The sequence below is a fragment of the Bacillus inaquosorum genome, from assembly GCF_023238325.1.
GTDB classification, from domain to species: Bacteria; Bacillota; Bacilli; order Bacillales; family Bacillaceae; genus Bacillus; species Bacillus inaquosorum.
In genome coordinates this window covers 3019022-3034498 of record NZ_CP096592.1, presented here as the reverse complement: position 1 = coordinate 3034498, position 15477 = coordinate 3019022, and the positions used below count along the sequence as shown (strand labels likewise).

General features: G+C 43.9%; 14 protein-coding genes and 1 other annotated feature. Of the genes, 9 read left to right on the top strand and 5 right to left on the bottom strand.

The window, feature by feature from the left end:
• Positions 1-18: 18 nt before the first annotated feature.
• Positions 19-651, bottom strand: a complete 633-nt coding sequence (acuA, locus tag M1M80_RS15365; RefSeq protein ID WP_060399286.1) for an acetoin utilization protein acetyltransferase AcuA — start codon at positions 649-651, stop codon at positions 19-21.
• Between the two features lie 159 nt (positions 652-810).
• On the opposite strand from acuA, the gene acsA reads away from it, so the two are divergent.
• The 3 genes from acsA to sr7p all read left to right on the top strand — a co-directional run bounded on the left by acsA (position 811) and on the right by sr7p (position 4398).
• Positions 811-2529: an acetate--CoA ligase gene (acsA, locus tag M1M80_RS15360; RefSeq protein ID WP_060399285.1), complete on the top strand. Its 1719-nt coding sequence runs from the start codon at positions 811-813 to the stop codon at positions 2527-2529.
• Between the two features lie 54 nt (positions 2530-2583).
• Positions 2584-2821: a binding site (T-box leader), on the top strand.
• A 50-nt stretch (positions 2822-2871) separates the two neighbouring features.
• Complete coding sequence (gene tyrS / locus M1M80_RS15355; protein WP_003237890.1) at positions 2872-4140, top strand: tyrosine--tRNA ligase; 1269 nt, start codon at positions 2872-2874, stop codon at positions 4138-4140.
• Positions 4141-4269: 129 nt separating this feature from the next.
• Entirely contained in the window at positions 4270-4398 is a 129-nt protein-coding gene (sr7p, locus tag M1M80_RS21575; protein WP_003237888.1) for a small protein SR7P, read from the top strand.
• Between the two features lie 21 nt (positions 4399-4419).
• Here the strand turns inward: sr7p and rpsD are convergent, their stop codons facing one another.
• The gene (gene rpsD, locus M1M80_RS15350; RefSeq protein ID WP_003237886.1) at positions 4420-5022 is read right to left on the bottom strand and encodes a 30S ribosomal protein S4; all 603 of its coding nucleotides are present in this window, start codon (positions 5020-5022) and stop codon (positions 4420-4422) included.
• 294 nt (positions 5023-5316) lie between these two features.
• Here rpsD and M1M80_RS15345 point away from each other — a divergent pair, with 294 nt between their 5' ends.
• Entirely contained in the window at positions 5317-7056 is a 1740-nt protein-coding gene (locus M1M80_RS15345) for a diguanylate cyclase domain-containing protein (protein ID WP_060399284.1), read from the top strand.
• Positions 7057-7093: 37 nt separating this feature from the next.
• Here M1M80_RS15345 and M1M80_RS15340 read toward each other — a convergent pair whose 3' ends face one another.
• Positions 7094-7585: a GAF domain-containing protein gene (locus M1M80_RS15340; RefSeq protein WP_060399283.1), complete on the bottom strand. Its 492-nt coding sequence runs from the start codon at positions 7583-7585 to the stop codon at positions 7094-7096.
• 126 nt (positions 7586-7711) lie between these two features.
• On the opposite strand from M1M80_RS15340, the gene refZ reads away from it, so the two are divergent.
• Positions 7712-8335 (top strand): transcriptional regulator RefZ, encoded by a 624-nt coding sequence (refZ, locus tag M1M80_RS15335; RefSeq protein WP_019259189.1) that lies wholly within the window; start codon positions 7712-7714, stop codon positions 8333-8335.
• On the opposite strand, the gene hisJ is transcribed toward refZ, so the two are convergent.
• The gene (hisJ, locus tag M1M80_RS15330) at positions 8332-9138 is read right to left on the bottom strand and encodes a histidinol-phosphatase HisJ (protein ID WP_003237875.1); all 807 of its coding nucleotides are present in this window, start codon (positions 9136-9138) and stop codon (positions 8332-8334) included. The genes refZ and hisJ overlap by 4 nt on opposite strands.
• 196 nt (positions 9139-9334) lie before the next feature.
• Between hisJ and ezrA the strand changes: the two genes are divergently transcribed.
• Entirely contained in the window at positions 9335-11023 is a 1689-nt protein-coding gene (ezrA, locus tag M1M80_RS15325; RefSeq protein WP_060399282.1) for a septation ring formation regulator EzrA, read from the top strand.
• A gap of 93 nt (positions 11024-11116) precedes the next feature.
• On the opposite strand, the gene brnQ is transcribed toward ezrA, so the two are convergent.
• Entirely contained in the window at positions 11117-12454 is a 1338-nt protein-coding gene (brnQ, locus tag M1M80_RS15320) for a branched-chain amino acid transport system II carrier protein (protein ID WP_060399281.1), read from the bottom strand.
• A gap of 193 nt (positions 12455-12647) precedes the next feature.
• On the opposite strand from brnQ, the gene M1M80_RS15315 reads away from it, so the two are divergent.
• From M1M80_RS15315 to sspA, 3 genes are all read left to right on the top strand, one after another.
• Complete coding sequence (locus M1M80_RS15315; protein ID WP_060399280.1) at positions 12648-13793, top strand: cysteine desulfurase family protein; 1146 nt, start codon at positions 12648-12650, stop codon at positions 13791-13793.
• A 3-nt stretch (positions 13794-13796) separates the two neighbouring features.
• On the top strand, positions 13797-15002 hold the full coding sequence (gene thiI, locus M1M80_RS15310; RefSeq protein ID WP_019259184.1) for a tRNA uracil 4-sulfurtransferase ThiI: 1206 nt from the start codon (positions 13797-13799) through the stop codon (positions 15000-15002).
• Positions 15003-15093: 91 nt separating this feature from the next.
• Positions 15094-15303, top strand: coding sequence for an alpha type acid-soluble spore protein SspA (gene sspA / locus M1M80_RS15305; protein ID WP_003223491.1), 210 nt, complete (start codon positions 15094-15096; stop codon positions 15301-15303).
• Positions 15304-15477: the final 174 nt, after the last annotated feature.

Below are 15477 nucleotides of genomic sequence, written 5' to 3'. Positions count from 1 at the left end.
CCCCTTTGTCAGTGTCAGTTAGTACATAAAACGATGATAAAAACGGAGCCTGTCAAATTGTTCAATTGATTCCTGGCTGACGTTTTTTCCGATGCGTGCCATCAGACAGTTTGCAGGGTGGGAGCTGATCTCTGGCTCATCCGTCGCAAACCAGACCAATCCGCCTGCGTTCATCATCTTCTCCATGAGCTTTCTGTATTCCCACACATCTTTTTTCATTCCTTTTAAATCCCAATGCCAGTAATATTCCGTCGTCATCACAATGTAGTTTTCCATTTGCTCATCCATCATGCTGACGGTCAGAAGCGTCTTACCGACAGAACATCCCCGATAGGCCGGCGCCACCTCGATGGCCCCGAGCTCAAGCAAATCCTCCATATTTCCTTCAGACCATCTTTCGAGCGGGTCAGGATATAAATACGTCACATAGCCGACAATGGTTCGGCCGTCTCTGGCGATGATAATGCGCCCCTCGGGAAGGCCGGCAATGTCGACTAGCGCTCCATGCTGCTCGCGGGGCGGGCGAAATGCGGTTAAATCCTTATGAAACTCATAACCTGCCAAATCCTCTTGAGAGACAGGCCCTTCTATCAGTAAGGAGCCGGTTGCTGTTTTGATGTTTGCTGAATGGTATGTTTTATGATGTTCCACTGATCCACCGTCCCATCAATTCTTATAAAAATACATGCCTTCTTTAAGAATAACAAATTATAAAGCGTTTTCAATATGGTTTATATTTTAAAAATTGAGAAGAATATGAATATATACTATAATAAATGTGACAACTTCAGCAAAGGGGGATGTTTGGGCATGAATTTGAAAGCGTTACCAGCAGTGGAAGGGGATTATCATTTAAAAAACTATGAAGAAACGTACCGGCATTTTGATTGGGCCGAGGCAGAGAAACATTTCTCCTGGAATGAGACAGGGAAATTGAATGCGGCATATGAAGCGATTGACCGCCATGCCGAATCGTTTCGAAAAAACAAAGTAGCGCTTTATTATAAAGACGCAAACCGGGATGAAAAATACACATTTAAAGAAATGAAGGAAGAATCAAACAGAGCCGGGAATGTGCTGAAACGGTATGGAAATGTGGAAAAAGGGGACCGCGTTTTTATTTTTATGCCGAGATCACCCGAGCTTTATTTTATTATGCTGGGCGCTATCAAAATTGGCGCCATCGCCGGGCCGCTGTTCGAAGCATTTATGGAGGGAGCGGTGAAGGACCGGCTTGAAAACAGTGAGGCGAAGGTTGTTGTCACGACGCCTGAGCTGCTGGAGAGAATACCGGCTGACAAACTGCCTCACTTACAGCATATATTCGTAGTCGGCGGAGAGGCTGAGAGCGGTACAAACATCATCAATTATGATGAAGCAGCAAAGCTGGAGAGCACAAGACTGGATATCGAATGGATGGACAAAAAAGACGGCTATCTGCTTCACTATACATCGGGCTCTACCGGAACGCCAAAGGGTGTGCTTCATGTCCATGAAGCGATGATTCAGCAATATCAGACAGGAAAGTGGGTCCTTGATTTACAGGAAGAAGACATTTACTGGTGCACAGCTGATCCGGGCTGGGTGACAGGTACGGTATACGGCATTTTTGCACCGTGGCTGAACGGAGCGACAAATGTCATCGTCGGCGGACGTTTCAGCCCGGAAAGCTGGTATGGAACGATTGAGCAGCTTGGCGTCAATGTCTGGTACAGCGCGCCGACCGCTTTTCGGATGCTGATGGGTGCGGGAGATGAGATGGCTGCGAAATATGATCTAACCTCACTCCGGCATGTGCTCAGTGTCGGAGAGCCGTTAAATCCGGAAGTCATCAGATGGGGGCATAAAGTCTTTAACAAACGAATTCACGATACGTGGTGGATGACAGAAACGGGCAGCCAGCTCATCTGCAACTATCCTTGCATGGATATCAAACCGGGTTCAATGGGTAAGCCGATTCCCGGTGTGGAGGCAGCAATCGTTGACAATCAGGGCAACGAGCTTCCGCCGTATCGAATGGGCAATCTCGCCATTAAAAAGGGCTGGCCTTCCATGATGCATACCATTTGGAATAACCCTGAAAAGTACGAATCGTATTTCATGCCGGGCGGCTGGTATGTGTCTGGCGATTCTGCTTACATGGATGATGAGGGATATTTCTGGTTCCAAGGCAGAGTTGATGATGTCATTATGACCTCCGGTGAACGCGTCGGCCCATTTGAAGTGGAAAGCAAGCTTGTCGAACATCCGGCCATTGCAGAAGCGGGCGTGATCGGAAAGCCCGATCCGGTGCGGGGAGAAATCATTAAAGCCTTTATCGCACTCAGAGAAGGATTTGAGCCGTCCGATAAACTGAAAGACGAGATCCGCCTATTTGTAAAGCAGGGTCTTGCAGCCCATGCGGCTCCGCGTGAAATTGAATTTAAAGATAAGCTTCCGAAAACCCGGAGCGGAAAGATCATGAGACGCGTGCTTAAGGCGTGGGAGCTTAATCTGCCGGCTGGAGATCTGTCAACGATGGAGGATTAAAAGGCGACGTTGACACGGGATTTTATTTATGTTAAAAATGAGATAGCTTCATATGAAAAGGTAAAGATTGAGACAAGTAGAATATCCTTACGTTCCAGAGAGCTGATGGCCGGTGAAAATCAGCACAGACGGATATATCGAATACACTCATGAACCGCTTTTGCAAACAAAGCCAGCCAGGCTTTCAGTAGTGAAAGAACGGACCTGATCCGTTATCAGGCAAAGTGATAAGACGAATGTTTTGCGTTCTCTTATTAGTAGGGTGGTACCGCGATAATCAATCGTCCCTTCGTGTAAACGAAGGGGCGTTTTTTATTTTAATCAAAAAAGGAGCTATATCTCATGACAAACTTACTTGAAGACTTATCCTTCCGCGGATTGATTCAGCAAATGACGGATGAAGAAGGATTAAATAAACAGCTGAATGAAGAAAAAATCCGCCTGTACTCAGGCTTTGATCCGACAGCAGACAGCTTGCATATCGGACACCTGCTGCCCATTTTAACACTCCGCCGTTTTCAGCTTGCGGGGCATCATCCGATTGCACTTGTGGGCGGCGCGACTGGTCTCATCGGCGATCCGAGCGGAAAAAAAGCGGAGCGTACATTAAACACTGCTGACATCGTATCCGAATGGTCCCAAAAAATCAAAAACCAGCTGTCCAGATTTCTTGATTTTGATGCAGCAGAAAACCCTGCTGTCATCGCGAACAACTATGACTGGATCGGCAAAATGAATGTAATCGACTTCCTTCGTGACGTCGGTAAAAACTTCGGCATCAATTACATGCTGGCAAAAGACACGGTCAGCTCAAGAATTGAATCCGGCATTTCATACACGGAATTCAGCTACATGATTCTTCAATCTTATGACTTCTTAAATCTGTACAGAGAGAAAAACTGTAAGCTGCAAATCGGCGGAAGTGATCAGTGGGGCAACATCACAGCGGGTCTTGAACTGATCAGAAAATCAGAAGAAGAAGGAGCAAAAGCGTTCGGCCTCACCATTCCGCTTGTCACAAAAGCAGACGGCACGAAGTTCGGAAAAACGGAAGGCGGCGCGATCTGGCTTGATAAGGAAAAAACATCGCCGTATGAGTTCTATCAATTCTGGATCAACACAGATGACCGTGACGTTGTCAAATACTTAAAATACTTTACGTTCCTATCAAAAGAGGAAATTGAAGCATACGCTGAGAAAACAGAAACGGCGCCTGAAAAGCGTGAAGCGCAAAAACGCTTGGCAGAAGAAGTGACAGCGCTCGTTCATGGACGCGAGGCGCTGAAGCAAGCCATCAATATTTCCCAAGCATTGTTCAGCGGCAATATTAAAGAGCTTTCTGCCCAAGACGTAAAAGTGGGCTTTAAAGATGTCCCTTCTATGGAAGCTGACATCAGCCAAGAGCTTTCACTTGTAGATGTATTGGTGCAATCTAAATTATCTCCTTCAAAACGCCAAGCGCGTGAAGACATTCAAAACGGAGCTGTTTACATTAACGGCGAACGCCAAACGGAGATCAATTATATCCTATCGGCTGAAGACCGCATCGAAGATCAATTTACTGTTCTGCGCCGCGGAAAGAAAAAATACTTCCTTGTGACGTACAAATAAGAAAAAAGATCCTTTGCCTAACGGCAAAGGATCTTTTTTTGTTTATCGCATAGGAATGACAGGAAAAGAGTATATTAGATAGGGCAAACACGACCAATCATCACCTTTTAACAGAAAGGAGCGCTCACCGTGAATCTCATGTGCACGATTGCAAAAGAAAGGCTGCAGCGGGATTATTGGGAGCAGCAGGCGCAGGAAAGTGTTGGCCGGCAAGAGGCAAAAGACGAATCAGACGATAAAAAAACCCCGACCGCATAGCGGCAGGGGTTTTTTAAACGATTAACGAGAGTAGAACTCAACGATAAGCGCTTCGTTAATTTCCGGAGCAAGTTCAGAACGCTCAGGAAGACGAGTGAAAGTACCTTCAAGCTTTTCAGCGTCGAAAGTAAGGTATTCAGGAACGAAGTTGTTCACTTCTACAGATTCTTTGATGATAGAAAGGTTTCTTGATTTTTCGCGAACACCGATTGTTTGGCCAGGTTTCACTAGGTAAGACGGGATGTCAACGCGGCTTCCGTCTACAAGAATGTGACCGTGGTTAACCAATTGGCGAGCTTGACGGCGAGTACGTGCTAAACCTAGCTTGTACACAACGTTATCAAGACGAGAATCTAAAAGAATCATGAAGTTTTCACCATGTTTACCAGCTAGTTTGCCAGCTCTGTCAAACAAAGTGCGGAATTGGCGTTCGTTTACACCGTACATGTGACGAAGCTTTTGCTTTTCTTGCAATTGCAAACCGTATTCTGATAATTTTTTACGTTGTCCTGGACCGTGTGGGCCTGGAGCGTAAGGGCGTTTTTCTAATTCTTTTCCTGTACCGCTAAGAGAGATTCCTAGACGGCGGGACAGTTTCCAAGATGGACCTGTATAGCGAGCCATAATGTGACTCCTCCTTTGGTTTTATTTTTGTGGAAAATAAAAACCGTCTGCTCTATTCGACCATGCACATTTTGTTTTCATGTATCCTCGCTCCAGCAGCAGAGAGTTACACGATACACCTTATGGATAAGGAACAAAATGAAAACATAGAAGCTGAACAAAAAGGCTGCAATATTTCACACAAAGGTCATTATATAATTTATTTGTTTTGAAGTCAACCATTCCTCCATTATTGATTCACCGTTTATGATATAATAAACAAAAATTAGTGGTAAACTTTTAGGTGATAAAAACATGGTAGAACAAACAAAAGATCAATTATCCGCCTTTCATTATCATATGCTCGATTTTTTATTGACCAAATCTGAAAAAGTTACATTCACCGACTCTTTCATATGGCTGACTTCGGCTATTCAAACCTATTTTTCATCCCTTTGTATTTCGCTTACACCGTCACCATCAGACTCTGTGGCAAATGTGGCAGATGATGAAGTGCGTTTTTCCGCTTATAAAATAAACGCTTCATTTTATAAGATTGAGGACGTCTCTGGCAGGCGCTTTCACCTTACATGCAGACAGGATGGAGAGATTCCTGAAGGGCTTCCGGACGTGGTTGCTTCATTTTTAAACCAGTCAAAGAAACAGGAAAGACTCTATATCAAAACGATCTATCAAAAAAAGATATATAAAATGACTGAGCTGTTCCATTCACTGCTTGATCAGACAGAGGTGCTGAAGCAGCTTTTAGAAAGCTTAACCCGCACGTTTTCTCTGTTTAAGTTCTCTTTATTTATATCGCACGACCAAGATCAATGTTTAGGCGTTCCTGCAAAAGAGCTGTATATGGAAGGGGAAAAATCCGATTCCTTTGCGCTCAAAGTGTATTTGACCGGAGATATTTTGCGGAAAAATGAATCTGCCGCCTACATTCCGATAAAAGGACAGCAGGGAACGTACGGAGTTTTGATGGCTGAAGGAACGGGAGGCAGTTTTATTACTGACGCCTATCTTGACGAAATGTCGCTGATAGCAAACGCGGCAGGAAAAGCGTTTGAAAATGCCCAGCTCTATGAACAATCAAAAGCAAGCATCGCAAATTTGGAATTGATCAATGAAACGTCACGCCGCCTGAATCAGCGGCTGACGCTGACCGATACGATGAATGATCTGGCTGTGAGAATGGCAGAATCGTTCCAAGCGGAAGAAGTCGGTTTTTTTCATATAGACCATTTTGAAAACCTAACATTGCTCCCCGGCAGCACAGCGTTTTTCAAAGAAGCGAAGCCATCTGATTTTTATCATGAATTGAAAGAAAAGCTGTATGAAGGGGAAAAAGGAGTTTTTATCGGAAATGGCCAGTCTGTTTTCGGGAAGGCCGGCTACGGCTCGCTGATGGCCGTTCCGATGATTGAGAATGACCGGCTTTTAGGCTTTGCGGTTTTATTGAAACAGGAGATGTACGCTTTTACTTTTGAAATGTACAAGCTGTTTCAGGCGCTGATCCATCACGCGACACTGGCTGTAACCAACTCAATGCTCCGGGACCGCCTTGAGCATCTTGTGAAAACAGATCAGCTGACTGAGCTGTATTCAAGGGTGTATTTAGATGAAAAAATTCAATACAGCATGAAAATCCACCAAAAGGGTGTTTTTATTCTTGTTGATATAGATAATTTCAAGAATGTAAATGATACGTACGGACATCAGACTGGGGACGAGATTTTAATTCAAGTCGCTTCGGTGATTAAAAGCAACATCCGCAAGCATGATGTCGGCGCCCGCTGGGGAGGCGAGGAGCTGGCGATTTATTTGCCGAATGTGACGGTTGCGGTGGGAAAACGGATTACTGAGAGACTGGTTTATGCGGTCAGAAAAAACACGAAACCCGAGGTGACCATATCCTGCGGGATTTCCTGCTGGACGGCAGAAACAAGAAAGTCCCTGAAAGAGCTTGTGCATGAGGCTGATGAAGCGCTCTACAGCGCGAAACGAAACGGAAAAAACCGCATGATGGTTCACGAATCAATAAAATAAAAAAAGCCCAAAACAATATCAGTTTTGGGCTTTTATGTTAATGTGCTAACGCTTTTTCAAGCGTTTCGGCAAATTGTGATAAGTACTTTTCATCAATTTCGTCGAAACGGTTTTTTACTGGACTGTCGATGTCCAAGACGCCGACAACTTTTCCGCCTACATGAATCGGAAGCACAATTTCTGATTGAGAAGCAGCATCGCAGGCGATGTGTCCCGGAAACGCATGAACGTCCTCAACACGCTCCACTTTTCCGTTTGCATATGCTGTGCCGCAAACGCCTCTGCCGAAAGGAATCCGAACACATGCCGGCAGACCTTGGAACGGCCCTAACACAAGCTGTCCATCCTCTTCTTTGGCAAAATAGAAACCCGCCCAGTTCACTTCAGGCAACGTATGATAAAGGAGCGCTGAAGCATTTGCATAGTTTGCAATTTGATCTGTTTCGTCTTCGATCATGGCTTCGAGCTGTTTTAGCAGAAGCTGATAGTCTTTTTCTTTATCTCCAGATTGTTTTTCGACATGGAACATGGAAAACCCTCACTTTTTCTATAATATAAAACAAAGTTCCGGCTTTTCTGCCGGCATTTGTCGATAAGTTCTTACAGGAACAGCGGTCTTCTGCTTGAATAGTATCAAGAGGAAGGAGTGAGCCGAATGAAAGTAAGCACCAAAGACAAAATTATTGAATCTGCTGTCATGCTCTTTAACCAAAAAGGATTTTCTGGCACGTCTGTCCGTGAAATCGCAAAGTCAGCCGGTGTAAATGTTGCGCACATCTCCTACTATTTTAAAGGCAAAGGAGGTTTGATGGAACACTTAGTTTCAGAGTTTTACGAAGGCTACAACAAAACACTTGAAACAGCGGCAGGCAATATCTCTTCTCAAAGCACGCAGGAACAGCTGCTCCAATTGGTTTTCGATATTTTATCCTATCAGCATAATCATCGTCAATTAACTCGTTTTGTCTACCGGGAAGTCACGATCGACTCCACGTTAATCAGAGAAATTATGTCGACATATCTAATGAAGGAAAAGTATATCTTCCAGCTGATCATTGAGGAAGGAGAAAAACAGCGTGAACATTTAACGCTGCCGCTGCCTCATTTTATTCTCCAATTAAAATCTCTCTTGATGATGCCTTATCTCCAGCCTCAATATATTTCAGAAGTGCTCTACATGCAGCCGCACGAGCCGTACTTTTATAAAATGTATTTTGAAGAAATCAAGATTTGGATCAGAAGCGTCTTCCGGACAGGAGACGTGGCGCTCATCAATTAACACTGCTCCAAAAACGCCTCATATGCGTATCCGACATCTCCCGCTTGATGGGCATCAGACCCGAACACAAGCGGGATCTTCTTTTGCTTCGCTTCATTCAGCATCCAATCCTCGATATAAATGCCGCCTGCGTATGTTTTTCTTAATCCGGAAGTATTGAAGTCGAGCTCCATTCCGTTTTCTTCAATGGCATGCAGGCACTGAGAAACGAGTCCGCGAATATGTTCAGACATGCTGTACGGAAACAGCTTGATGAATTTTTGGACGAGTGTGATGTGACCGACTCTTTTTGGCTTATAGCCGCCGAGAGATGCTACAATGGAAGAATAGATGCTGCGGTAATACTGTTCGTATACAGCTTCAATGCTTCCGCAGGCTGAAATCAGCTCTTGAAAGGTGTGCTCATCATAATCAAGGCACAGATAGGAAGAACCTGCGCGCAAAAAATGAACGGATAAGATGCTGTCATCTAAATATGGCCCGTATGTGTCCAGAAATAATGTAATCTCATCTTCAAATTCAGCAATATAATCGACCTCAAGCCCTGTTCGTATGGTAAGCTGTCCGCGATATTCTTTTTTTAATCCGGAAATTTCATCGATATAGCGTTCCATAGAGGCTTGCGCCATCGCGCTGTCTTTTAGCGGCGTCGGATCAGTAAAAGAGGAAGGCAATGGGGCATGTTCGGTAAAAGTAATCGATTTAAAGCCTTTCTTTAAGGCTTCTTCTGCATATTGTCTGAGTGTGTCATTTGAGCCGTGAGGGCAAAATGGTGTGTGAATATGTCCGTCTCGCTTTTGCATTGGCGTCACCCCGTGAAAAAATAGTCAAATCCTGCCGATTTTGCACAAAAAGTTTTTGATTTCTGGTCAAAAAATGTTGGTTACATGGTATCATAATAACAATGAAAACGACAGTTTTTCTCAATACATATCCTGAAATCTTTCTGAATAAATAAAACACCCTGACAGATTAAGGTTAACAGCAAGGGGGCTCATTATGGAGTTTGTCATTGGATTATTAATTGTACTGCTTGCGCTGTTTGCGGCAGGCTACTTTTTCAGGAAAAAAATCTACGCCGAAATCGACCGGCTGGAATCGTGGAAGATTGAAATTCTGAACCGGTCGATTGTGGAAGAAATGTCCAAAATCAAACATTTGAAAATGACGGGTCAGACAGAAGAGTTCTTTGAGAAGTGGCGTGAAGAATGGGATGAGATTGTCACAGCCCATATGCCGAAAGTTGAAGAGCTCCTTTATGATGCCGAGGAAAATGCAGACAAATACCGATTTAAAAAAGCCAATCAAGTGCTCGTTCATATCGACGACCTGCTGACAGCGGCCGAATCGAACATTGAAAAGATTCTGCGGGAAATCAGCGACCTTGTCACAAGTGAGGAAAAGAGCCGTGAAGAGATTGAACTGGTGAGAGAGCGCTATTCAAAATCGCGAAAAAACCTGCTGGCTTACAGCCATCTTTACGGGGAGCTTTATGACAGCCTTGAAAAGGATCTTGACGAAATTTGGAGCGGGATCAAACAATTTGAAGAAGAAACAGAAGGCGGAAACTATATTACCGCACGAAAAGTGCTGCTTGAACAGGACCGCAATCTTGAAAGGCTTCAGTCATACATAGATGACGTGCCGAAGCTGTTAGCGGACTGCAAGCAGACGGTGCCCGGCCAGATTGCAAAGCTCAAGGACGGCTATCGCGAAATGAAAGAGAAAGGGTATAAGCTTGAGCATATCCAGCTTGATAAGGAATTAGAAAATCTGTCAAACCAGTTGAAACGGGCGGAACATGTCTTGATGACTGAGCTGGATATTGATGAAGCGTCCGCAATCCTGCAGCTCATAGACGAAAATATTCAATCTGTTTATCAGCAGCTGGAGGGTGAAGTCGAAGCCGGCCAATCTGTGCTTAGCAAAATGCCTGAATTGATCATTGCTTATGACAAGCTGAAAGAAGAGAAAGAGCGTACAAAGGCGGAAACTGAGCTGGTGAAGGAAAGCTACAGACTGACAGCTGGCGAGCTCGGCAAACAGCAGGCCTTTGAAAAGCGCCTTGATGAAATTGGCAAGCTGCTCTCCTCCGTTAAAGATAAGCTCGATGCAGAGCATGTCGCCTACTCTCTTTTAGTAGAAGAGGTTGCCTCAATAGAGAAGCAGATTGAAGAAGTCAAAAAAGATCATGCCGAATACCGTGAAAAGCTGCAAGCGCTGAGAAAAGAAGAGCTTCAGGCGAGAGAGACGCTCAGCAATTTGAAAAAAACAATTTCTGAGACAGCAAGACTGCTGAAGACAAGCAACATTCCAGGCATTCCGAGTCATATTCAAGAGATGCTGGAAAACGCGCATCATCACATTCAAGAAACAGTCAATCAATTAAACGAACTCCCTTTAAATATGGAAGAAGCCGGAGCCCATTTGAAGCAAGCTGAGGATATTGTCAACAGGGCAAGCCGGGAATCAGAGGAACTTGTCGAGCAGGTGATCCTCATTGAAAAAATCATTCAGTTCGGAAACCGGTTCAGAAGCCAGAATCATATTTTATCTGAACAGCTGAAAGAAGCGGAAAGACGTTTTTATGCTTTTGACTATGAAGATTCTTATGAAATTGCAGCTGCCGCTGTAGAGAAAGCTGCGCCAGGTGCAGTTGCAAAAATCAAAGCTGATATATCCGCTTAATCAATCACGATATGAAAAAGAGCCCGCATTGTAATAAGCGGGCTCTTTTTCCATTATAAAACGCCTGCGCAATAACGCAGGCGTTCTGTGACATTAATTTATGTCTTTAAGCTGTTTGGATGGGCCAATAAATAAGGTAAGCACATAGCCGATAACCGCTCCGGTGATTCCTGGAAGCAACCAGCCGATGCCGAGACTGTAAAGAGGAAGGTTCGCACTTAGAAACGCATCTAAAGATCCAAGTGAAAAGCCGGCTGCTTTGATGCCGTCTAAAATACTGAATAATCCTGTACCGATCAAGCATGCGATGTACACTTCGCGTCTTTCCTTAAAGAGCTTATCAATAAATGAAAGAACAATAATGACAATGGCAAGCGGATAGATAGCTGATAAAATAGGAACAGAAAACGCGATAATTTGCGCGAGTCCGAAATTCGCAATGATCAAGCTGAATAACGTGACAATCGTAACGACAATTTTATATGATAATGCCGGGATAAGCTTTGAAAAGTACTGGCCGCAAGAAGTGACAAGGCCGATGCTTGTTGTTAAACATGCGACTGTAATCGCTGAACCGAGTACGATGTTTCCTAATGAACCGAATAAATAATGGGAAGACGCAGATAAAATTTTAGCTCCTTCGCCAACAGGACCGATTGCGTTCGTGCTTGTTGCACCCAAGTATGCAAGGGATACATAAATGAATGTCAGTCCTAAAGCGGCAATCACACCCGCTTTAATACATGCAGCGGCAAGAGCTTTAGACTGTGTAACGCCTTTGCTTTTTACAGCATTTACAACAACAACACCAAATACGATTGAAGCAAGTGCGTCCATTGTTTTGTAGCCTTCTAAAAATCCTTTAAATACCGGTGTTCCTTTATATGCTTCTGTAACTGCACCCAATCCGCCCATCGGTGTGAAAATGGCTTTAAGAACAATCACTAAAATAATGGTGAATTTGATTGGAGTAAGAATTTTTCCGACCCGGTCCACAACCTTGGATGGGTTTAACGCTAAATAGTACGTAATTCCGAAAAAGATCAGTGTGAATACAAATAAAGAAAGTCTTTCTGGTACGCCAGTCAAAAACGGAACAGCGCCGATTTCATATGAAACAGTTCCTGTTCTCGGGATAGCAAATAATGGACCGATTGATAAATAAAGCACGACAGTAAAGATTGTGCCAAAAACAGGGTGTGCTTTATCAGCAAGTCCTTTAGCGTCCTTGCCGGTTAATGCGATGGCGATAATACCGAGAAGCGGCAGGCCTACCCCAGTCAGTAAAAATCCGCCGATGGCCTTCCAGACGTTGTGTCCGGCTGCTTGTCCAAGTTCCGGCGGATAAATCATATTTCCTGCTCCAAAGAATAACGCAAATAGCATGAAACCAATAATAATGGTATCTTTGACAGGCAGTGAGTGTTTCATGAAAAAATCCTCCTAATAATTATGTTAAAATATTCTGTCAATTAATTGTCAGATAATATGACGAAACGAACAAATCTTATTATATGGTAAAAAATTTAGAAGTCAATACTAGTTTTTCGTAATTTTCTATTAAAATTTGTTATGGTAACATAAATATCATACCTTGTACCGCTTTCATAAAGGAGTAAAAAAGATGATATATTTAGATAATAGTTCAACGACGAAGCCTTACGATGAAGTCTTGAACGTGTATGAACAGACAAGCAGCCGATATTTTGGCAATCCTTCATCTTTGCACCGATATGGAGCCGAAACGGAACAGCTGCTTCAGGCAGCCAAAAATCAAATCAAAAGGTCCTTAGGCCTAAAAAAATATGATATTGTATTTACGTCAGGCGCCACAGAAGCCAACAATGCGGCTTTAAAAGGAGCGGCGTTGTCAAAAATAAAAACAGGCAAACATATCATAGCCACTTCTATCGAACATCCATCCGTTACGGAATCGTTAGAACAGCTGACAGAGCTATTCGGGTTTGACGTCACTTATCTTTCAGTTAATGAAGACGGATTTGTTTCAATAGAAGAATTAAAAAAAGCCATCCGTCCTGATACTGTGCTTGTCAGTATGATGCATGTGAACAATGAAGTCGGTTCCGTGCAGCCGATTGAAGCGGCAGGGGAAGTGCTGAAGAAGCACCCGAACATTTTGTTCCACGTCGATTATGTGCAGGGCATCTATAAAGTGCCATTGGCAATTGAAAAGGCCGGCATTGATCTGTGTTCAATTTCCGGGCATAAATTTCACGGGCTGAAGGGGACAGGAGCGCTAATTGTAAAAGAAGGTACACGCCTTATCCCGCTGATAACGGGGGGCTCTCAGCAAAAAGGCATACGGGCCGGAACGGAACATACTGCGGGTGCGGTTTCACTTGCCAAAGCCATTAATCTTGCCGCAGCTGACTTTGAGAACCGGCTTGACACAATGGCTGCCGCAAAGGAATTGTTTATGAAGAGGCTGAGTGAAACTGAAGGTGTCGTTGTCAACACGCCTCAACTAAATAGTGCGCCGCACATTATTAATTTCTCTGTTCCGGGGATTAAAGCAGAGGTGCTTTTACACATGCTTGAGGAACAGGATATATTCGTCTCAACAACATCGGCCTGCTCGGCAAAAGAACATAAACCCAGCAAAGTTCTCTTACAGATGGGTAAGGGAGAGCAAATTGCCGGAAGCAGCATTAGAATCAGCTTAAACTACAGCCAGACAAGCGATGTGGCAGAACCGTTTATGAACGCGCTGCGTCCTGGCATCAAAAAATTAAAGAAAATGATGAGGTAGAACATGAATTACGATCATATATTAATTCGTTTTGGGGAAATTTCGACAAAAGGCAAAAACAGAAAAAGCTTTATTGAGCGCTTAAAGCAAAACGTCAGACTCGTTTTGAAAGACTATCCGAACTTAAAATACTTTTCCAATCGGGACCGCATGACGATTACATTAAATGGAGAAGATCCAGAGGCTCTTTTTCCTCATTTAAAGCAGGTGTTTGGCATTCAAAGCTTCAGCCTGGCGATTAAGTGTGACAGCCGCCTTGATGATATTAAGGCAACTGCTCTGCAGGCGATCGAGGATCAGTATCAGCCTGGTGATACGTTTAAAGTTGCGACGAAGAGAGCCTATAAACAATTTGAATTAGATACAAATCAAATGAACGCTGAAATCGGCGGCCATATTTTGCGAAATACAGAAGGTTTGACGGTCGATGTCCGCAATCCTGACATCCCGCTCAGAATCGAAATCAGGGAGGAAGCGACCTTTTTGACGATTCGCGATGAAAAAGGTGCAGGCGGCCTGCCCGTTGGTTCAGCAGGAAAAGCGATGCTGATGCTTTCCGGCGGTTTTGACAGCCCTGTGGCCGGTTTTTATGCGATGAAACGGGGATTGTCGGTAGAAGCTGTTCATTTCTTCAGCCCGCCATACACAAGCGAGCGCGCAAAGCAAAAGGTAATGGATCTGGCAAAATGCCTGTCCCGCTTTGGGGGAAGCATGACGCTTCATATCGTTCCGTTTACAAAAACGCAAGAGCTCATCCAAAAACAAATTCCTGAGAACTACACAATGACGGCAACCCGCCGCCTCATGCTTCAAATTGCCGACAGAATCAGAGAAAAGAGAAACGGGCTTGCCATCATTACGGGAGAAAGCCTCGGTCAGGTAGCGAGCCAAACGCTTGAAAGCATGTATGCGATTAATGCGGTGACGACAACACCGATTTTGCGTCCGTTAGTCGGTATGGATAAAACAGAAATCATCGAAAAATCACGGGAAATCGGCACATATGAGACAAGCATTCAGCCGTTTGAAGACTGCTGCACGATCTTTACGCCGCCAAGCCCGAAAACACGTCCTAAAAAAGAAAAAATCGAACACTTTGAAAGCTTTGTTGATTTTGAGCCGTATATTCAAGAAGCGGTTGAAAACATTGAGACAATGACGCTGTATAGCGAACAAGAAGCAAACGATAAATTCACAGAACTCTTTTAATCAGCTCCGGTTCCTGTATACAATTACCAAAGTTTTTTTGAATGAAGCCATGTGTTTTAACACATTCTATACTCACAAGGAGGTGAGACACATGGCTAACAATAACTCAGGTAACAGCAACAACCTTTTAGTACCAGGAGCTGCTCAAGCTATCGACCAAATGAAATTAGAAATCGCTTCTGAATTCGGTGTAAACCTTGGAGCAGACACAACTTCTCGCGCTAACGGTTCTGTTGGAGGAGAGATCACAAAACGTCTTGTATCTTTTGCTCAACAAAACATGGGCGGAGGACAATTCTAATTTACAATTTCACATAATGGCTTAGGAGTGGGGTTATCCCCACTCTTTTTCATTTTATATAAAAAAAAGGACCAGCGGCCTATAAAATCCTATGTTTACAGAGCTTGATTTTAGGCATATCCTTACGGAAAGAGCCTGTATTTATGTATAATGGGTGGAGAAAGTGAGGAGTTG